Annotated in this window: 17 protein-coding genes and 1 pseudogene; 15 read left to right on the top strand and 3 right to left on the bottom strand. The window is 64.5% G+C overall.

Going from position 1 to position 19,151, the window contains the following annotated elements; genetic code table 11:
* Positions 1–106: 106 nt before the first annotated feature.
* The 3 genes from B1526_RS03645 to B1526_RS03655 form a co-directional block, all read right to left on the bottom strand.
* A complete protein-coding gene (locus B1526_RS03645) occupies positions 107–874 on the bottom strand; it encodes a hypothetical protein (RefSeq protein ID WP_095614744.1) in 768 nt (255 codons plus the stop codon).
* On the bottom strand, positions 864–1,919 hold the full coding sequence (locus B1526_RS03650; RefSeq protein ID WP_407640990.1) for an NUDIX hydrolase: 1,056 nt from the start codon (positions 1,917–1,919) through the stop codon (positions 864–866). Before B1526_RS03650 ends, B1526_RS03645 begins: the two co-directional genes overlap by 11 nt.
* Before the next feature lie 121 nt (positions 1,920–2,040).
* Positions 2,041–4,278, bottom strand: coding sequence for an RNA degradosome polyphosphate kinase (locus B1526_RS03655; protein ID WP_095614746.1), 2,238 nt, complete (start codon positions 4,276–4,278; stop codon positions 2,041–2,043).
* 1,006 nt (positions 4,279–5,284) lie between these two features.
* On the opposite strand from B1526_RS03655, the gene B1526_RS03660 reads away from it, so the two are divergent.
* The 15 genes and pseudogenes from B1526_RS03660 to B1526_RS03725 all read left to right on the top strand — a co-directional run bounded on the left by B1526_RS03660 (position 5,285) and on the right by B1526_RS03725 (position 19,088).
* Positions 5,285–6,145, top strand: coding sequence for a P-loop NTPase (locus tag B1526_RS03660; protein ID WP_201260122.1), 861 nt, complete (start codon positions 5,285–5,287; stop codon positions 6,143–6,145).
* Between the two features lie 10 nt (positions 6,146–6,155).
* Positions 6,156–7,235, top strand: a complete 1,080-nt coding sequence (locus tag B1526_RS03665; protein ID WP_095614747.1) for a CpaF family protein — start codon at positions 6,156–6,158, stop codon at positions 7,233–7,235.
* Complete coding sequence (locus B1526_RS03670) at positions 7,171–7,875, top strand: type II secretion system F family protein (RefSeq protein ID WP_095614748.1); 705 nt, start codon at positions 7,171–7,173, stop codon at positions 7,873–7,875. Before B1526_RS03665 ends, B1526_RS03670 begins: the two co-directional genes overlap by 65 nt.
* Before the next feature lie 12 nt (positions 7,876–7,887).
* Complete coding sequence (locus tag B1526_RS03675; protein WP_095614749.1) at positions 7,888–8,445, top strand: type II secretion system F family protein; 558 nt, start codon at positions 7,888–7,890, stop codon at positions 8,443–8,445.
* Positions 8,446–8,595: 150 nt separating this feature from the next.
* A complete protein-coding gene (locus tag B1526_RS03680) occupies positions 8,596–8,832 on the top strand; it encodes a DUF4244 domain-containing protein (protein ID WP_235607021.1) in 237 nt (78 codons plus the stop codon).
* A gap of 9 nt (positions 8,833–8,841) precedes the next feature.
* Positions 8,842–9,201: a TadE/TadG family type IV pilus assembly protein gene (locus B1526_RS03685; protein WP_095614751.1), complete on the top strand. Its 360-nt coding sequence runs from the start codon at positions 8,842–8,844 to the stop codon at positions 9,199–9,201.
* Between the two features lie 46 nt (positions 9,202–9,247).
* The gene (locus B1526_RS03690) at positions 9,248–9,658 is read left to right on the top strand and encodes an Rv3654c family TadE-like protein (RefSeq protein WP_157908690.1); all 411 of its coding nucleotides are present in this window, start codon (positions 9,248–9,250) and stop codon (positions 9,656–9,658) included.
* A gap of 162 nt (positions 9,659–9,820) precedes the next feature.
* Positions 9,821–12,364, top strand: a complete 2,544-nt coding sequence (gene dnaX, locus B1526_RS03695; RefSeq protein WP_095614753.1) for a DNA polymerase III subunit gamma/tau — start codon at positions 9,821–9,823, stop codon at positions 12,362–12,364.
* 23 nt (positions 12,365–12,387) lie between these two features.
* A complete protein-coding gene (gene recR, locus B1526_RS03700; RefSeq protein ID WP_095614754.1) occupies positions 12,388–12,990 on the top strand; it encodes a recombination mediator RecR in 603 nt (200 codons plus the stop codon).
* A 157-nt stretch (positions 12,991–13,147) separates the two neighbouring features.
* Positions 13,148–13,909: an aspartate kinase gene (locus B1526_RS03705; protein ID WP_095614755.1), complete on the top strand. Its 762-nt coding sequence runs from the start codon at positions 13,148–13,150 to the stop codon at positions 13,907–13,909.
* A 109-nt stretch (positions 13,910–14,018) separates the two neighbouring features.
* Complete coding sequence (locus B1526_RS03710) at positions 14,019–14,585, top strand: ACT domain-containing protein (RefSeq protein ID WP_095614756.1); 567 nt, start codon at positions 14,019–14,021, stop codon at positions 14,583–14,585.
* 92 nt (positions 14,586–14,677) lie between these two features.
* Positions 14,678–15,748 carry an aspartate-semialdehyde dehydrogenase gene (locus B1526_RS03715; RefSeq protein WP_095614757.1) on the top strand — a complete coding sequence of 357 codons (1,071 nt, stop codon included), beginning with the start codon at positions 14,678–14,680 and terminating at the stop codon, positions 15,746–15,748.
* Between the two features lie 233 nt (positions 15,749–15,981).
* Positions 15,982–16,620: a DUF5701 family protein gene (locus B1526_RS03720; protein ID WP_095614758.1), complete on the top strand. Its 639-nt coding sequence runs from the start codon at positions 15,982–15,984 to the stop codon at positions 16,618–16,620.
* Positions 16,621–16,721: 101 nt separating this feature from the next.
* Positions 16,722–16,787 (top strand): annotated as a pseudogene (locus B1526_RS09415) (zinc-ribbon domain-containing protein); the annotation flags it as partial.
* Between the two features lie 93 nt (positions 16,788–16,880).
* The gene (locus tag B1526_RS03725; RefSeq protein ID WP_095614759.1) at positions 16,881–19,088 is read left to right on the top strand and encodes a PASTA domain-containing protein; all 2,208 of its coding nucleotides are present in this window, start codon (positions 16,881–16,883) and stop codon (positions 19,086–19,088) included.
* Positions 19,089–19,151: the final 63 nt, after the last annotated feature.

The raw sequence follows: 19,151 nt of genomic DNA on the forward strand, positions 1-19,151 counted from the left end.
AGGTGGTGGCTGCAAAGTGGGACGGAAACGGGCGTGTTTGCGGGTGGGTTGGTTGGCGGGGTCTGCGGAATGGGACGGAAAACACGCGCTGCGGCGGCTGCGCGTGCTACTCGAGGCGGCCCCGGCGCCACAGATGCGCGCCGGTACGCAGATCCTCGGCTGTCGTGTGCAGGTTCGCCGCCGTGTGCAGCAGTTGGGCGGCCTTCGTATGCGCGGCGCGGATGTCGGCGGTCGTGCCGACGGCACCCATGTCCGGATCGGCCATCGCCTTCGCGTGCGCGGTGATGCGCCGCGCCTGCGCGCGCATACCAAGAACGATGACGTTCACGAATGTCGCAGCTCGCTCGAGCGCGACCGCGAAATCGCCGCGGAACGCGCCCGCGAGAATCGAGTCAGCGGTGCGCGCGATGTCTTCCTCGGTCGGCGCCGCATCGACGCCCGCGATCGCCGACGCGGACGTCGCGATCGGCTCACCAAGACGCCACAGCCGCGCGATCGTCCCACGCTGCCTACGCATCCATGTGCGCAGCAGATACAGCCGCCACAGCACCCCGGGGAGCGAATCCGGCTCCGTGTGGCTCCACAGTTCCGCGATGACGTCGACGCCCTCGTGGTCGACAAGCGTGAGCACACGTTCGACGACCTGTGGATCCTCGGTCTTGTGCACATGGCTGAGCAACGCCCACGCCGTCGCGTGACTCACGGCGCTCAGCTGTTCGGGATCGACCCCTCCCGCGATGTTCTCCGCGAGCGCCTGGTCGAGCTGACCTGGGCGTGCGGGGCGCGGCGAACCAGTATGGGTGAACGCGGAACGGCTCGCGATGATCGATCCCGACCCGGAACGTGGGAAGTTGGCGGACGAATTAGTAGACAATGGGTGCCACTTTCTGTATGTCGATGATGCGCAGGCCGTCGCCCGTCGGGACGAGGAACAGTGCGAGTGCGCTGCCGGTCGGCATATACGGCGTTTTCGCGATGAGTTTCTTCGTGAGCGATTTGTTCGCGCATATCAGGCGCAGATGGTCGAACATGCCGCCGATGACGGGGCGGTGCATGCATATCGCCATCGGCTGCGCGCCGTGCACGGTGCGTTCGAGTTGCGCGAGGAACGCCTTCCACGCGGCCGTTTCGTCGCGTGCGAACGCGTCCTCGGTGAGTTCGGGGATGAACTCGACGGGCATGTTCGTCTGCCATGCGAGCATTTCCATGGTCTGTTGGCAGCGCATCCATGGCGACGACGTAAGCCGGGTCGGCGCGTAGCATGCGAGTTCGCGGTCGAGCGCGTACGCCGCGGATGCGCCGAGCGGCGTGATCGGGCGTGCGGCGTCGGTGCCTTTCCACTGTTTGCGTGGTTCCGCCTTCGCGTGGCGCACAAGGAGCACGACGTGCGCTTCGTCCGCGTGTTCCTCGAGCCGGTCGGCGAACAGTGCGAGGATCTCCTTGTCGGTCGAATGGGTGAGTGTCTTGCGCGCTTCGGGAATCGTCAACCATATGACATCGTTGATTTCTCCGACGTCCGCGCGGTGCACGGGGCCGAACGCGGGCGCCATCGTGTGTGCACGTGCGCGGTCGATGACCGTCGCCATCCAATACATCACATGTTTGCGCTGTCCGCTGTCCGTTCCGCTGTGTTTGTTGCGCGATTTGCGCCCTTCCGCGCTCAATGGGTATTCGACATCGCCGAGGTATGCGCCGAGCGCGACGTACTGCCCGGTTTCCTCGCCGATTTCGCGCACGGCCGCATGCCGGTGCGATTCGTTGTTCTCGAGTTTTCCTTTCGGCCAACTCCAGTCGTCGTATTTCGGACGGTGCACGAGGCACACTTCGATTTCGCCGTCGGGTGCTCCGCCGCGGCGGCGGTAGAGGATGCCTCCGGCCGCTTCGACGACATGTTTGCATTTGCTGCTCATGTCTCCCATTGTAGGAGACGCGCGCGTGTTCACATCGTGCGCATATGCGCGCAACAATGTACGGGGTTCCGTGACGCGCGTCGTGCGCGTCACGGAACCCCGTATCGTCTTGTGTTCGCGGACGTCGTCGTCAGTTGTGCGCGTTTGGACGGCGCTGGTGTTTGCGGATCAGGTATTCCTGGCTGTCGACGAGCGGACGTCCGTCCGCGTCCTTCGAGTGTCGCACGTATGTGCCGTCGGGCTGCATATGCCAGCTCGACGTCGAATCCGCCATCTGCAGATCGATGTATTTGATGAGTTCGTCGATCTGTTCCGGCATCGTGATGCGCACGAGCGCTTCGACACGGCGGTCGAGGTTGCGGTGCATGAGGTCGGCGGAACCGATCCACACCTCCGGTCCCGCGATCGGGCCTTCGCCGATCTGCGGACCGTCGGAATTCGCGAACGCGTAGATGCGGCTGTGTTCGAGGAAACGACCGAGGATCGAACGTACGCGGATGTTCTCGGACAGTCCGGGGACGCCCGGTTTGAGCGAGCAGATGCCGCGTTCGACGATGTCGATCTTCACACCCGCTTGGCTTGCGCGGTAGAGTGCGTCGATTGTCTTCTCGTCGACGATTGAGTTCACTTTGATCTTGATCCACGCTTCCTTCCCCGCGCGCGCGGCGTCCTCCTCTCGGCGGATGCGTTGGATGAGTCCCGAACGCACCGTGCGCGGCGCGACAAGGAGACGGTGGAAGCTCGACTTCGGCGCATAACCGCTCAATTGGTTGAACAGGCGCGTCATGTCCTGTCCGACGACGGGGTCGCAGGTGAGCAGACCGAGATCGGTGTACTGACGTGCGGTCTTCGGGTTGTAGTTGCCGGTGCCGACGTGGCAGTAGCGTTTGAGGCCGTCCGCTTCCTGCCGCACGACGAGTGAGAGCTTGCAGTGCGTCTTGAGTCCGACGATGCCGTAGACGACGTGCACGCCCGCACGTTCGAGCTTGCGAGCCCACGCGATGTTCGCGTCCTCGTCGAAGCGCGCCTTGAGCTCGACGAGTGCGAGCACCTGCTTGCCGGCATGTGCGGCGTCGATGAGCGCGTCGATGATCGGGGAGTTGCTCGATGTACGGTAGAGCGTCTGCTTGATCGCGAGGACCTTGGGATCGGCCGCGGCCTGCGCGAGGAACGCCTGCACCGACGTCGAGAACGAATCGTACGGATGGTGCAGCAGGATGTCGCGTTCGCGGATCGCGGCGAAGATGTCCTGTGCGCGGCTCGATTCGACCTGTGCGATCTGGCGGTTCGTCGTCGGCACGAACGGGCGGAACTTGAGGTCCGGGCGGTCGATGCCGCCGAGCTCGAAGAGCACGGTCGCGTCGAGCGGTGCGGGCAGGCGGTACACTTCCTCCGGAGTGACGCCCATCTGGTCGGCGAGCAGCTGCGAGAGGAACGGGGACGTTTCGTCGGAGATCTCGAGACGGATCGGAGGGCCGAAACGACGGCGCAGCAGTTCCTTCTCGATCGCGTTGAGCAGGTTCTCGGCGTCGTCCTCTTCGACTTCGATGTCCTCGTTGCGCGTCACGCGGAACGAACGCGCCTCCTTGATGATCATGCCCGGGAAGAGTGTCTCAAGATGCGCGATGATGAGGTTCTCCATCGTGATGAAGCCGTAGCGCACTTCGTCGGAATCGTCCTCGGTCATGTCGTCGACGGGGACGAGACGGTTGATGTTGTCCGGGATCTTGACTCGCGCGAAATGCGATTTGCCGGACGCCGGGTTCTCGACGATGATCGCGAGGTTGAGCGAGTTGCCCGAGATGTACGGGAACGGATGCGCGGGGTCGACGGCGAGCGGCGTGAGCACCGGGAAGACCTGCTGACGGAAGTAGCGGGACAGGCGCTCCTGCTCGCTTATCGTGAGCTTGTCCCAGCCCAGCAGTTTGATGTTCTCCTTCGCGAGGTCGGGTAGGATGTGGTCGACGACGTAGTGGGCGTGCTCGTCCTGCAATTTGTGCGCCTGCTCGGAGATCGCGCGCATCTGCTGGCGTGGGCTCAGCCCGGACGGGCTCGTCACGGCGATGCCGGTGTCGATGCGGCGCTTGAGGCCGGCGACGCGGACCATGAAGAACTCGTCGAGGTTGTTCGCGAAGATCGACGCGAACGTCGCGCGTTCGATGATCGGGATGTCCTCGTCCTGGGCGAGCTCAAGCACACGCTTGTTGAACTTGAGCCAGCTGAGCTCACGGTCGAAGAAGCGGTCCTTCGGCAACGGCTGTTCGCCGTTGAGCGTCTCGCGTTTGTCGCTTTTGTCCGTCTCTGCGATATGTTCGGCGATCTGGCTGCGCAGAATCGCCTTTGAAGGTGCGTCAAAAATCTGTGCCATGGTCACTACTTTAGGGGGTTGGGCCCGAGAAATCACTGGGAGTGGGGAAAATCACCGTTTTTGTTGCACAAACTTTACCTAAGGGGAATCGGTTGTCATCGGCGTCGTGCGGTGTACCACCCATCGTCGGCGATTGGTGGTGTTCGCGCGCACGGTGAACGACACGCCGACATCCGTGTTCGAATGAACATTGCGGTGTCGATAGCGGACAATACGTACCGTTTGCGTGTTGCATTCATCATCGCCGCGAACAAAATGGAAAAAATGCGAACATTGGTGCATGCGGCTTGCGGAATGCGGAGAAACGAGCATAATTGTCAAGTACAAGAACAACTGAATAGCAGACCCACAAAAGTATATGATCAGAAAGATTATTACGTTGGGCGGGTATTGGAAAGACTTACCGTTGCAACGATGAAGTTGTGCAGAGATTCTGCGCAGTTGGACTTGTCAGGGACCCACTTCGGTGGGTCCCCTTTTTGTGTTCCGTCATATTCCCATATTCCGGTGGACGTGTGCGGCGGTGGTGCCGCAGCGTGCGGCTGTGTGCGGCGTATGGACGGCTGTCAGTGGCGGCGGTGCCGCAGCGTACAGCCGTTTGCGGCGTATGGATGGAAGTGGTTGGCGGCGGTGCCGCAACGAGCGGCTGTATGCGGCGTATAGGCAGCAGTGTTGTGCGGCGGTGCCGCGAAAGACGGCCGTGCCCTGGTGGATGGGTGGGGCGTTTCCCAGACGGCAGTAGGGATGTTCACAGTGAGCTCAAATGTGGATAACCGGACCGTCCGTACACATACCCCCGTTCGGATTGCGCCGCCGAACGCGGACGTCGTTCAATCGACACATGAACACATTGATGATGCCTGCATACGCAGATGGGATAGGGGCGATGATCCGGCCGATGACCGCATTCGGCGCGTCCCGCAGCACGAACGAACCGCAGCGGTACTACACGCCGCCGCGGGGAGGAACCCACGCGCGGTCCAGCCGGCCGCGCCCGCAGGAAGTCATGCGCCGCAACGACGCGCAGCGTGAGGTGATCGACTTGTCCGGCGGCAACGTCGTCACATTGTCATCGGGAAGTGGCGGAGCGGGCACTTCGACGCTCTCGGCGGTGCTCGCGCGTGCGCTCGCCGGCCGCCATGCGCCCACGGCGCTCATCGACGCCGACGTGCGCATGTGCGGCGGTGGTCTCGATGTGCTCCTTGGCATCGAACACGAACACGGCTCGCGTTGGCATGATGTGCATGCGCCGCTCGGACAGCTGAGCGGTCCCGCGCTGTACCGGCAGCTGCCGAAATGGGATGGCGTGGCCGTCCTCTCGTTCGACCCGTGGAACGGCGACGCGCCGAAACCGTGGGAACTGGAGGCAGCCGTGCATGCGCTCGCCGCATGCGATGAGGTGGTCGTCGTCGATGCTGCGCGCGGTGAGTGCATCCCCGAAGCGCCATCGCTCATCGAGGCGTCGCACATCGTCGTCGTCGAACTGTCGGTCCTCGGCCTTGCGCGCGCCCGCGCACATCTCGATTGGCTGGAGCGGCAAGGCCGGGAGAGCGTCGAGCGGCGCACCGCACCGCCAGGTCCGGGGCAGCCGGCGCGTCCCGTCGCCGAGCATCCCGGCGACGTCATCGCGATCGTTGGCATCGAACCACGTGGATCCGCACGTATGCGCGGCGTCATCGATGTGCGTGAGGCGAAGACATATCTCGGCAGGGATGTCATCGGTCCCATCCGCAATGACCCGAAGATGTGCGGCGACGTGCTCGAAGGCCTTGGCGTGCGCACATTGCCGAAACGCAACGCGGCTCCGCTCGACGTGCTCACGCGTGAAGTGGAACGCGTATGCGACCTGAGCGGCGCGCTGCGGTAGGGAGGCGGTCATGGGCGTTTCCGTTCCGTGCAGGACGCTTGAGCTGGGGCCACTCGCCCCGATTGGCGCCGATGCGCGCGTCACCGACATCGTCGTGACATGCGACGGGACCGTATGGTTTGACGGTGGCCACGGCATGCAACTCGCGCATACGGCGATTCCGCTCGACGATCCAGCAGTCGTGCGCGACCTTGCCGTGCGCCTGTGTGCGCAGCTTGGCAAGCGGCTCGACGAAGCACAACCGATCGCCGATGCGGCGGCCGATGACGGCACACGTGTGCACGCCGTCATCGCGCCGATCGTACCGCAAGGCGCATCGATCTCGATCCGGTTCCCCGACCGTGCGCGCGCCGATCTGGACGCGCTCGCCGCAACCGGCATGTTCCCGCCTCAGTGGACGCCGATGCTGCGCATGCTCGTGCGCATGAAGGCGAACATGCTCGTCTCCGGAGCGACGGGAACCGGCAAGACGACGCTCCTCAAGGCCCTGCTCGCGGCATGTGCGCCCAATGAGCGGATCGTGACGGTCGAGGAGGTGCGTGAGCTCGCTTCGGTGCCGCATCCGCATGTCGTGTCGCTTGTCGCGCGCGACGCGAACGTCGAAGGCGCCGGCGACGTCGGTCTGCCCGCGCTCGTCAAGGCGACGCTGCGCATGCGCCCCGACCGCATCGTCGTCGGCGAAGTGCGCGGCGAGGAGGTCGTCGATCTGCTCAGGGCGCTCAACTCCGGACACCGCGGGTCGCTCAGCACAATCCATGCCGACGGCGTGGACCGTGTGCCTGCGCGACTCGTCTCGCTCGGCATGCTCGCCGACGTGGAACCCGCGGCGCTCGAACGGCTCGCCGACGGTGCGTTCGATGTGCTCATCCATCTCGAACGCGCCAATGGGAGACGCCGCATCGCGCAGATCGGCATGCTCGATTGCCGGGACGGTCGTTTGCGCGGACGGCAGGCCGTCGGGCGCGGTGCGACCGAGGAGACGGTCATTGGGCCGGCCTGGTCCGATTTCCTAAGGAGGTGGGGCAATGACGTGGTCGATTGCGGCGGCGCTGGCCGTGCTCCTCGCCGTGTTGCTTCACGACGGCGCTGAGACGCGCCTCGACCGCCTTGATGGGCATGCGGGCGGATCAGTCGAGGCCGCCGGCGGCCGACGTGCCGGCATCGGTGCCGAACTGGCGGGATTGGCCGCTGCGCTGCGCGCCGGGCATGACATGCCATCATCGCTCGAACACCGCTTCGGGACCGATGCGCGATGCATGGAACGGAAGCGCCCGACGTTCATCCCGGACGGCGATGTGACCGATTGCAATGGCGGCATCGACATCGCAAGGCTCGCCGATGTGTTGCGCGTCCGCGCGTTGCCGGACGAGACGGAAGACGAGGTGCGGCATGCGGCCAGCGGTCTGCGCGCCGCATGCGCGCTCGGCATCCGCGTCGGATGCCCGATGGCGCGTTGCGTCGAGGCAGTACGTATGGCGCACGCGCGCATCCATATGCGCGAGGAGCTCAAGCGCAACGCGTTCGCCGTGCCGCAATCGACGGTCAAGATGCTGCTCGGGCTGCCGGCCGTCACCGTCATCCTCGGCGAGGTGCTTGGCGCGGACCCGCTCGGCGTCCTGTTCGGCTCTTGGCAAGGCATGTGTTGCCTCGTGCTGGGCGCGATGTGCCATGCGGCCGGCGCCGTCTGGATGCGTCGGCTCATGGCACGGATGGAGGCGGGTGATGACTGACGGGAGGTGCGCATGGATGCGTTCGGCTGGGCCTGTTGCGCTGCCGTGTGCGTGGCGTTCGCGGCGGGTGCCGCATGCGTCGGCGTCGATGTTGGCGCGAGGTTGTTTGCGCTGCCGGAACGTCTGGACGGCGATTGGGTGCCGAATGCGGCGCTTGTCCTTGAATTGCTCGCGGCGGCCCTCGAAGGCGGCCAGTCGATCCCTGATGCATTGCGTGCCGTCGGTGCGTGCTGCACCGGACCGTGCGCGGGGGCGTTCGCCGCCGTATCCGATGGGCTCATGGAGGGCGCCTCGTGGGATGAGGCATGGGTCTGCGCTCCGGATGAGCCGCGGCTTGCGGCCGTGTGCTCCGCTGTACGCGATGCATTGCGTGAGTCGTGGAACGGGGGCGTCGCCGCCGTCGCGCAGATCGATGCGGCGAGGGAACAGCTCGACACTATGGAGCGCATGGGCATCGAGCGGGCGGCGTCGAAACTGTCCGTACGGCTGCTGTTGCCTATGGGTCTGTGTTTCCTGCCCGCGTTCCTATGCATCGCGGTCATCCCCACGATCATCTCGTTTATACGGTGAGCGCGTGATACGACGATGCGCGACGACGTGCACGTTTCATGTGAAACATCATCGTCGCGCGCAACACGACGACCAGATACACCACACACAACAAAGGAGTTGGATATGCACAACATGATCTCCCTCGATGACGGCATCGGCATCGACACGATGGATACCGGATGGCCGTTGCAGGACCTTGGCCGGCGCATGACGCGCGCGGGCGTCATGCTCGACGCGAGGATGCGCACGCTCAAGGCGCAGCCTGAGGAAGGCGCGGCGACGGCCGAGTACGCGGTCGTGCTCGTCGCCGCGACCGGATTCGCTGCAGTACTCGTCGCATTGCTCAAATCGGATGCGATCAAGACGCTGCTGACGAACATCGTCAAGAAGGCGCTGAGCGTCTGACGGTGCGGCATGCGACGCATATGGGACCGTCTGCGCGCGTGGGCGCGCGGTGGGGACACGGGGGCGGCGACGGCGGAGTTCGCCGTCATCCTCCCCGTCGTCGTCGCCGTCGCTGTGCTGCTGTTGTACGTCGCGCGCGCGGGCGTCACGCAGATCTCCTGTCAGGATGCGGCCGCGGACGCCGCGCGCGCTGTGCTCGTCAACGGCGGTACCGAGTCCGTGTCCGCGCCTGCGGGCGTGCAACTCTCGGTCGCCGACCACGGTGACCGTCTCATCGTCACGACGACGTGCCGTGTGCTCGCCGACCCGCTCGGTGTATTGCCGATGACGGTGCACGGGCAGGCGGCCGTCGCGAAACAGGACGGTTGACATGGATGGATGGTGCGTGGACGCGCATCACCGAGGAGGATGGACGATGACAAAGGTGACGACGATGATGAAACGACGTGCGCGACGTGTGGGTGCATACTTCGCGCGACGCGAAGATGAGGGATCGGCGACGGTCGTCGGTGTCGCGCTCGTCGTTGCGGCGGCGGTGCTCATCGGTGTGCTCGCCGCGGCTGGCAACATCGTGCTGCGGCAGTCGCAGGCGCGCACGGCCGCCGACGTCGCGGCGCTCGGCGCCGCATCCGCGCTATGGCGGGGCGATGGCACGCCGTGTGCGGTCGCCGCATGGCTGACCGATGCAAATGCCGGCAACCTCGAATCGTGCGACGTCGATGGTGACGATGTGGCCGTGCGTGTCCACGTACCGACCGATGTGCCGTTCGTCGGCCATGTGACGGCGTACGCACGGGCGGGGCCGCGCCCATGTGGCGGCGCATGAGGGAATGGGATCCATGGATTCGGCCGCCATGGACGCAACACGCTCAGCCGCGCGCACGGGCCCGCGCTCCCCACGGGGATGCGTGCGTCCGCCCGGGTGAGCAGGCTGTACCGTAGAAGCAGTGAACAGCGAGGCACTCGCGATGGAGAAACGGGAATCGACATGGCATTAGCGCTCTACCGCCGGTATCGTCCGGACACATTCGAAGGCGTCATCGGGCAGGACCAGGTGACGGTGCCGCTCATGCGCGCACTTGACGAACATAGGCTCACGCATGCATACCTGTTCTCAGGTCCGCGCGGCTGTGGCAAGACGAGTTCCGCACGCATCCTCGCGCGTTGCGTGAACTGCGTCGAAGGCCCGACGTCGCATCCATGCGGTGCGTGCGACAGCTGCCGTGACCTCGCGACGGGAGGGCCGGGGTCGATCGATGTCGTCGAGATCGACGCCGCAAGCCACAACGGCGTCGACGACGCGCGCGAGCTGCGCGAACGCGCGGGATTCGCGCCCGCGCGCGACCGCTACAAGATCTTCATCCTCGACGAGGCGCATATGGTGACGCCGCAGGGCTTCAACGCGCTCCTCAAGATCGTCGAGGAGCCACCCGAGCATGTCATGTTCATCTTCGCGACGACGGAACCGGAGAAGGTCATCGGCACGATCCGCTCGCGCACCCACCATTATCCGTTTCGGCTCGTGCCGCCCGAGACGATGGGGCCGTATCTTGAGGAGATATGCGAGCAGGAGCACATCGAGACCGAACCGGGCGTCCTGCGGCTCGCGATGCGCGCCGGCGGCGGTTCGGTGCGTGACACGTTGTCCGTGCTTGACCAGCTCATGGTCGGCGCCGTCGACGGTGACATCACCTATGACGCGGCCGCCGCGCTCCTCGGGTTCACGCCGGACGTGCTCATCGGCGACGCGATCGACGCGATCATCGACCATGATGGCGCGAAGCTCTATGACGTCATCCAGAAGGTCATCGTCGGCGGGTACGACGCGCGCAGGTTCGTCGAGGACCTGCTCTCGCGCATCCGCGACCTGCTCGTGCTCACGCTTGGTGGCGAACACGCCGAACATGTATTGAGCGACGACGCGGCCGCCGAGGACCTCGACGATCTGCACCGTCAGGCGACGGCGCTCGGCTTGGCGACATTGACGGCGATGGCCGAGGAGACCGACGAGGCGCTCACGCATATGGCGGGGGCGACGTCGCCGCGCATGCGCCTCGAACTGCTTGCCGCACGGTTGCTCGCAGGACGTGAGACCGGCTATGCGGCGCTCAATGGCAACACCGCCGATGCGTCACAGCATGCCGATCCGACGAAGCCGGCGACGGGCGGTGGATTTATCGGAACCGACACGCCCGAGGGTGGCGCCGCGCATGGGCATGCCGCGGCACCGGCTCTTGCGGCCGACACCGCCCACGCGCCCGCTGCGGCTGCCGGGCAACCATCGGCGGCGCAAGGCGCTTCCGTGACGCCGCCGGCACAGCATGCACAGCTCCGCCAGTCGAACGAGCAGCATGCGATGGACGCCGCGACGGCGGCGATGCGGGCCGCGGCGGAGGCGCAGCGCATCGCAGAATCCAGGGCTGGCGTGCAACAGGGCCGGCCGGCCGGCGCGCCGTCAGCCAATGGCACCCCCGACGAGATGTGGGACGGCCTCGTGACGTCACTTCCGGCCGACGTGCGCTCGTATGTGGACCGCACGAGGGTGCCGCGCATCAAGCTCGCGCCGGACCAGAGGACCGGCGGACGCAAGCTCATGATCAAATTCGGCACGCCGATGGACAAATACGCGTTCGCGCTCGCCGTGAGCAAGGAAAGCGTCGATGGGCGGACCGAAGTCACCGACATCGTGCGCGCCGCAGTGCACCGCGTGTTCGGCCCCGACGTGCGGCTCGCGCCGACGCCGACGATGGAGGATGGCCAGACCGCGCCGCCGTTCAAGCGGCTCCCGTCCGACCAACAGCAGCGCATCAAGGCGCAGCTCGCGAAGGAGAACCTGCAGGCGACGCTCAAGACACAACTCGGACGCGCGGCATCCGGCGAAGGCGCGGTACCTGTGGCGGCGGCCGACACCCCCGCCGCCGATGACGCCGTACACCGAGGCGGTGGCGCACCGGCCCGAGCCGATTACGATCCATGGGCGGACGCGAAGCCGACCCATACGTCGTTCACGACGCCATCCGACGACCCGTCGTCCCACGAGGAGGTGCCGGCCACGCAGGGCGGCGCCACCGCCACGCCGGCGCAAGCCGCCGGCCCGTCACAGGACGCGGAACCAACGCCGCTCACTGCGCCGTCGCCGAACGGTGCGGCGGCGTCGATGGGCGAAGCAGGCATCGATCCATGGGCATACCACGATGACGAGCCCGCGCATATCGATTTCGCGCGCGTCTCCTCGATCGAGCAGCAGGCGGCGCAGGGCAGGCACAGCGAGCCCACGCCGCCCGCCGACCCGTGGGGTCAGCTCGGCAGCGCCGACGCCGACGCGCAGCCATCCCCGACGCCGCAGCAGGAGGAACCGGCCCCCGCACCCCAAGTCGACCCGGACGAGGACGAATACTCGATCGACGACGAATCATTGGCCACGTCACAGGCGATGAGCCTCGACGAAGTCAAGGAATTATTCGATGTGAAGTCTGTTGAAGCATTCGCGGCGGACGATCCGAAGAACCCGCGCAACCACAACGCGCACTAAGACGGACGCCGGGAAAGGAAACCATGGCATTGGCATATGACGGCGCGATCCAACGCCTCATCGACGCGTTCGCAAGCCTGCCGGGCATCGGCCCGAAAGGCGCGCAACGCATCGCGTTCTACGTGCTCGGCGCACCCGACGACGAAGCGCAGCGCCTCGTCGAATCAATCACCGAAGTCAAACACAAAGTGCGGTTCTGCGAGGTGTGCGGCAACGTGTGCGAGACAAGCCCATGCGCGATATGCGCCGACCCACGACGCGACCACAGCGTGATATGCGTCGTCGAGGAACCGAAGGACGTCATGAGCATCGAACGCACACGCGAATACCGCGGCCTCTACCATGTGCTCGGCGGTGCGATCAACCCGATGGCGAACATCGGACCGAACGACCTCAACATCGCGCAGCTGCTCAACCGGTTGCAGACCGACGAAGTCAAGGAAATCATCGTCGCCCTCAACCCGAACATCGAAGGTGAGGCGACGACGACATACCTCGGCAGGCTCCTGACACCACTCGACGTGAAAGTGACGCGCCTCGCGAGCGGACTGCCCGTCGGAGGCGACCTCGAATACGCCGACGAGATCACGCTGTCGCGCGCGCTCGAAGGACGGCGCGAGGTCTGAGCGCCACGCCGCGCAACCCGGGCGTTTCGTATCGTGGGAACACGTTCCGGCGCGTCACGGAGGCGTCCATATAATAATCGAGCTTCCTGCGTACACTGGGCACAGTCGCGAGTCCCATGCGTACACAAACAAACAACACAGAGAAGATTGGATAGTTGTGGCTCTTATCGTGCAGAAATACGGTGGTTCGTCCGTCGCCGACCCCGACTCGATCAAGCGTGTGGCACGACGCATCATCGAAACGAAGAACGCGGGCAACGATGTGGCGGTCGTCGTCTCGGCGATGGGCGACACGACCGACGACCTCATCGACCAGGCGCTGAGCATCGACTCCGATCCGCCGGCACGTGAAATGGACATGCTCATGACGGCGGGCGAACGCATCTCGATGAGCCTGCTCGCGATGGCGATCCACGCCGCCGGTTCCCACGCATACTCGTTCACCGGTTCACAGGCCGGTTTCATGACCGACGCCCAGTTCGGCGCCGCGCACATCCGCGCCGTCAAGCCGGACCGTGTGCGCCGCGCGCTCGACCTCGGCAGCGTCGCGATCGTCGCCGGATTCCAAGGACGCAACGAACGCGGCGACGCGACGACGCTCGGTCGCGGCGGTTCCGATACGTCGGCCGTCGCGCTCGCGGTCGCGCTCGGTGCGGACATCTGCGAGATCTACACCGACGTCGACGGCATCTTCACCGCCGATCCGCGCATCGTGCCGACCGCGCGCCGCATCCCGTCGATCGGATACGACGAGATCCTCGAAATGTCGTCGTGCGGTTCGAAAGTGCTCGCATTGCGTTGCGTCGAATACGCACAGCGCTTCAATATGCCGTTGCATGTGCGCAGCTCGTTCTCCCACCGTTCAGGAACACTCGTCGTCCCCGATGGTGTCGATCCGAACACGCTGCCGAACGTCTGAACACGTCGTGCACGTCCGGGCACATCCGAGACGCCGGCGCATTTCCACGAACCAATCAATCCACGTACCAACGCCAACCCACGTACAACCCACGGAGAGCAAAAGAACCATGAATGAGAACGAAGACAAGTCGATGGGCGATCTGTTTCCCGACCTCGGCCAGGAGACGCCGATCATCTCCGGTGTCGCGCACGACAGCAGCGAATCGCTCGCGACCGTCCGCGGCGTCGCCGACGAACCGGGCATGGCCGCGCGCGTGTTCGAGCGTCTCGCCGAAATCGGCGTGAACGTCGACATGATCGTGCAGGCGGGCGCCTCGACCGGCACCGCCGACATCTCGTTCACCGTGCCGGGCAAGGACGCGAAGCGCGTGCGCGAAGTGCTCCTTCAGGAACAGGACACGCTCGGATACAACTCGTTCGACGTCAATCCGAACGTCGGCAAGGTCGCCGTCGTCGGCGTCGGCATGAAAACGCACTCCGGGCTCGCGGCGCGCTTCTTCAAGGCGCTCAGCGAGAAAGGCATCAACGTGCTCATGATCTCGACGTCCGAGATCCGCATCGCCGCGCTTGTGCCGCTCGACCAGCTCAACGAGGCCGTCAAGGCGCTCCACACGGCGTACGGACTCGACGCGCAGAAGGTCGAAGCGGTCGTCTACGGCGGCACCGGACGCTGACGAACCGGCGTCGGCATTCAGCGGACAACAATCGTCGATACGACATCCGACGGCAGAACAACAACCCAACGGCAGAACTAAGGAGCCGGCAAATGGTACAAATCAACGAACGTGGCGTCAATGTGGCCGTTCTCGGCGCGACCGGACAGGTCGGCATGGTCATGCGCCGTGTGCTCGACGAACGCGACTTCCCCGTCAAGGACCTGCGTTTCCTCGCGTCCGCGCATTCCGCGGGGCAGGTGCTCAACTGGCGTGGCCACGACATCACCGTCGAGGACGTCGCCACGGCGGACCTCAACGGCATCGACATCGCGATCTTCTCCGCGGGCGGCGGCACGTCGAAGCAGTGGGCTCCGAAGTTCGCCGAAGCCGGCGCGTACGTCATCGACAACTCGTCGCAATGGCGCATGCATGACGATGTGCCGCTCGTCGTCGCGGAAGTCAATCCGGACGACCTTGACGAGATCCCGTCCGGCATCGTCTCGAACCCGAACTGCACGACGATGGCGATCATGCCGGTCCTCAAGCCGCTTTCCGACGCGTTCGGCCTCAAGCGCCTCATCGTGAGCTCGTACCAAGCGGTCTCCGGCGCGGGCCGCGCGGGCGTCGAGCAGCTGATGAACGAAGCGAAGGCGGCCGTCGAACAGGGCGCGGACAAGCTCGTCTTCGGCGGCGACGCGATCGATTTCCCGGAACCGACGAAGGTCGCGCGCACGATCGCGTTCAACGAAGTCCCGTTCATCGGCGACATCGTCGACGACGGCTCGGAGGAGACCGACGAAGAGCAGAAACTGCGCAACGAAAGCCGCAAGATCCTGCATCTGCCGGACCTCAAGGCGTCGTGCACGTGCGTGCGCGTCGGCGTGTTCACGTCGCACGGCATGAGTGTCAACGCCGAGTTCGAACAGGATGTGACGCCTGAGCAGGCACGTGAGGTGCTCGAGAAGGCGGACGCCGTCGAACTCGTCGACATCCCGACCGCGCAGCTCGCGGCAGGCAAGACGCCGAGCTTCGTCGGCCGCATCCGTCAGGACCAGGCCGTCGACGGCAACAAGGGTCTTGCGTTCTTCGTGACGAACGACAACCTGCGCAAGGGTGCGGCGCTCAATGCCGTCGAACTCGCGGAAATCGTCGCGAACAAGCATTTCGCCGACCAGCTGTGATCGTCGCCTGATCGGATCCGGAAGGATCCGACTGGAAGGACAGCGCAAAACGGGGCGCACGTCATACGGCGTGCGCCTTTTGCTAGGTGAGGACGGCGTTAGCGTCGTGCGGTGCCGCAAAGTGTGCGGTCGCGCGACGTTGGGAGGACGTCAGTGTCGCGCGGTGCCGCAATGTGCGCACTCGCGCGTCGCTCGCGCCGTGCGCGAACAGATGGGCGGCTATGCTGGAAGACATGTCACAGGCATCGATCACTGCGCAGCACCAGTTGGACCGCATCGTCGCGCTCGGATATCCGGACGTCGCCGACATGAGCGACGAATCGTTCCGCGCACTCGCGCGTCCGCTCATCGCCGCGCTCGAGCGCAACGATCTCGGCGAGGACATCCTGCTCGTGCCGACGCGCGAGCTCGTCTCCCCGGAATCGCTCATCGCGCGCACGAGCATCAACCGCATGGCCGGGTTCACGACGATGCCGCCGCGCGACATCGCGAGTTTCCTGCCGACGGATGGTTTCGAACCACCCGAAGGTCCGTTCTACCTCGTCCTCGAACCGCATACCGGCACATGCTACGTCAACCGTGAGCCGGATGTCGCGCGCAAACTCATCGAATCGGACGAACGCATCCCACTCACGCTCGAAGAAGGTCTCGCGATCGCGACGCAGCATCCGGAATGGCTCCTTGAGAAAAACGGATTCAATCTCCTCGGCTCACGTAGCGCGGACGGACGCGTACCGAGCATATGGATGAGCCAGAACGCGCCACGTCTCGGCGCGGTGTGGCCGAATTCGCGGCATACATGGCTCGGCAACGCCTATTGCATGGCGCGGCGCGGTGTCAATCTCATCGAAAACCACACCATGTCCGAATGATGTCGATATGAACGACGATGTACGCATCCATATGAACGGATGTGTCTATTGTGCCGTACAATGAGGGGCGGTAGCAGAGAAGACCAATATAAGGGGAAATCATGTTCTGCGTGCATTGTGGGTCCAATAACGATTCGACATCGCGATTCTGCACCCATTGTGGAAAACCGTTGCCGCCATCATCGCCGACTGCGGGCGCGGCGCCGACGCAAGCCGCTCCCACCGCGCAACCTGCATCCACGGCGGCCACAGGCGCGCAAATGCAGGCCGCGGAACGCACACACCAACGACTCGTATGGGCGGTCGCCGCCGCCGCGGTCGTCGTCGTTGCGCTCGTCGTGGGTCTCGTGACGTACAACGCGGAATGGTGGGGCGGGAAGACGCTGCCGCAGGCACAGGCGGCGACCGCGGACACGGCGTCCGATGACGTCGTGAGTGCGGACACCGTGGCCGCGCAATTGCGTGGCAAAGGCCTCAAAGTGAAGAAGACGAAGGAGTTCTCCGGGGCGAAGAAGGGTGCGTTCCTTGGGTACGGTGGCAACGATGCGGGCGCGCGCGTCAAGTCGGGCAGCACGGTCGAGGTGCGTGAATCCGCCGGTGCCGGCGTTCCCGGGGACACGGTCGGCAAAGAGGCGACGGCCGTGACGAAAACCTTCGGCGACATGGGCGTGCCCGTGCATTACAAGCACGTGCTCATCTCCGATGCAAGCCAGACGAAGGAGGGGACCGTCGTGAACACGTCGCCCGAACCCGGTCAGGCGGTGAGCGACGCGCAGGAGGGGATCTACATCGGCGTGGCGGCCAAAGAGGGCGATGGCATCCCGGTCGACATCATGGGGCGTGACGTGGATGACGTCGCATCCGAGCTTGAATCGAAGGGCTACGACGTCACCGTGAAGAAGCGTCTCGCATCCAAGCAGTACATCGGCAAAGTGAGCGGATCACAGCCGGCGCCGGGCAGCACGCTCGGCACGGGCGAGAGCGTCACCGTGTATCAGGGCGTGGATGCGAAAGGCGCGAAAGACACGTTCCTCCAGTCGGCGGATGCCACAGGCAGCAAGGATTCGATGATCCTCGCGGGCCAGAGCGCCGACGATGTGGCCGCGGGCCGCTGGTGCAACAAGGCCGGCGATTGCATCACGCTCGGTGGCATCAATGGCGGACGTACGGATGGGCAACAGGTGTTCGGCGTTGTGGACGGCGCGCAACCCGATAAGTATGCGATGTCCGATTCGATGCTCGTGTCGTGTGATGCGATCCAGCAGGCGTTCTGTGGCACGCTGTCGAAGGACTATCTCCTGCAGGGCGACACCGGCGCGTTCGAGCTCATACCACACAAGGCGTTCATGAGTTTCTGGTGCGGCGACACGCGTGTCAGCAGGAACGGCGCAGGCTTCACACAGTACTGCAACGCCGGCAAAGTCGTGGACGTCTCCGGGGCGGTCGATTTCAGCACAGTCAAGGATACCGGCGGCAAGTACCGGATGAGCAATTTCTTCGTCGTCGCGCCCGTCGGCACCAAACTGGACAAGCTCGAGAGCAGTGGATACTTCGACCGTTCCGCACTCGACGCGGCGCACAAGCAGCACAACGTGGACACTGACCGCCCGTTCCTGCTCTACCGTGATGTGAAGCAGTACGATGACAACGAGCGTGAAGCCGACTACAACATCAGGACCGCCAATCCGTTCCTGCCGTTCAATGCCGCAGCGGGCAATGAGCTCGGCAAGGACCGCACCGTGAAGATGCGTCCCGCGCCGAGTGACGACACCGTGTATTACCTCGACGAAACCCCCGAATTGGATTGGGACACGCTTGAGGACGCCGACGTGGACGGTGCCGCAGCTGACGCATCCGACGACAAGACACAAAAGAAGTCGGATACGGATACGGACAATGATGACGACATCGACAACGATGACGACGCAGATACGGACGACGGCGACAACACAGATACCGACGCGCACAAGAAGGACCTCACTCCCGAGCAGATCCGCACACGTGTCTACAGCGGTGACATGAGCCCGATCGCAGGCAGATACTGCCTCAAGGATGGCAGCGATTGCCTCGAGTTGGACGATGACGGCAAGGTGACGACTGCTGAGTCGTCAAGCACGCACGAGACCATGATCCCGGTCGCGAAAGGCGCGAAGCTGTCCTGGGACATCCCCGAATCCGTGGGCATCGAGTTCCGTGGCCCCGAGAGCGACTACCATTGCGGTTCCGAACGCGGATACCAAGCCTGCTATGAAGGCAGCACGTTCTATTCCGAAGCCGAGATCATGAAACCATTCAATTTCGTCTATATCTTCAAAGGCGCGGATAGTGAAGAGGTCAAATCAATCGCGTTGTCCGCGCCCCAATCGGATTATGTGCCGCCGGATTCGACGAAACCGTTCATCAAAACACTTGGCTATCATATGAACGCGTCACCGAGTGACACGAACGTGTACTATCCCGCCGACTGATCCACCGCTGACGCGCCGCTTATACCGGAAGAATGTAAACATGCTGCGGAACATGGCCGGAAT

The organism is Bifidobacterium criceti, from assembly GCF_002286935.1.
Lineage (GTDB): Bacteria > Actinomycetota > Actinomycetes > Actinomycetales > Bifidobacteriaceae > Bifidobacterium > Bifidobacterium criceti.

What these genes read in the sequence shown, in the direction of transcription:
- B1526_RS03685 (WP_095614751.1), top strand. Translation starts at nt 8,842, where the DNA reads ATGCGACGCATATGGGACCGTCTGCGCGCGTGGGCGCGCGGTGGGGAC.
- B1526_RS03665 (WP_095614747.1), top strand. Translation starts at nt 6,156, where the DNA reads ATGGGCGTTTCCGTTCCGTGCAGGACGCTTGAGCTGGGGCCACTCGCC.
- dnaX (WP_095614753.1), top strand. Translation starts at nt 9,821, where the DNA reads ATGGCATTAGCGCTCTACCGCCGGTATCGTCCGGACACATTCGAAGGC.
- B1526_RS03680 (WP_235607021.1), top strand. Translation starts at nt 8,596, where the DNA reads ATGGATACCGGATGGCCGTTGCAGGACCTTGGCCGGCGCATGACGCGC.
- B1526_RS03725 (WP_095614759.1), top strand. Translation starts at nt 16,881, where the DNA reads ATGCAGGCCGCGGAACGCACACACCAACGACTCGTATGGGCGGTCGCC.
- B1526_RS03710 (WP_095614756.1), top strand. Translation starts at nt 14,019, where the DNA reads ATGAATGAGAACGAAGACAAGTCGATGGGCGATCTGTTTCCCGACCTC.
- B1526_RS03690 (WP_157908690.1), top strand. Translation starts at nt 9,248, where the DNA reads ATGACAAAGGTGACGACGATGATGAAACGACGTGCGCGACGTGTGGGT.
- B1526_RS03670 (WP_095614748.1), top strand. Translation starts at nt 7,171, where the DNA reads ATGACGTGGTCGATTGCGGCGGCGCTGGCCGTGCTCCTCGCCGTGTTG.
- B1526_RS03650 (WP_407640990.1), bottom strand. Translation starts at nt 1,919, where the DNA reads ATGGGAGACATGAGCAGCAAATGCAAACATGTCGTCGAAGCGGCCGGA.
- B1526_RS03660 (WP_201260122.1), top strand. Translation starts at nt 5,285, where the DNA reads ATGCGCCGCAACGACGCGCAGCGTGAGGTGATCGACTTGTCCGGCGGC.
- B1526_RS03675 (WP_095614749.1), top strand. Translation starts at nt 7,888, where the DNA reads ATGGATGCGTTCGGCTGGGCCTGTTGCGCTGCCGTGTGCGTGGCGTTC.
- B1526_RS03715 (WP_095614757.1), top strand. Translation starts at nt 14,678, where the DNA reads ATGGTACAAATCAACGAACGTGGCGTCAATGTGGCCGTTCTCGGCGCG.
- recR (WP_095614754.1), top strand. Translation starts at nt 12,388, where the DNA reads ATGGCATTGGCATATGACGGCGCGATCCAACGCCTCATCGACGCGTTC.
- B1526_RS03655 (WP_095614746.1), bottom strand. Translation starts at nt 4,278, where the DNA reads ATGGCACAGATTTTTGACGCACCTTCAAAGGCGATTCTGCGCAGCCAG.
- B1526_RS03720 (WP_095614758.1), top strand. Translation starts at nt 15,982, where the DNA reads ATGTCACAGGCATCGATCACTGCGCAGCACCAGTTGGACCGCATCGTC.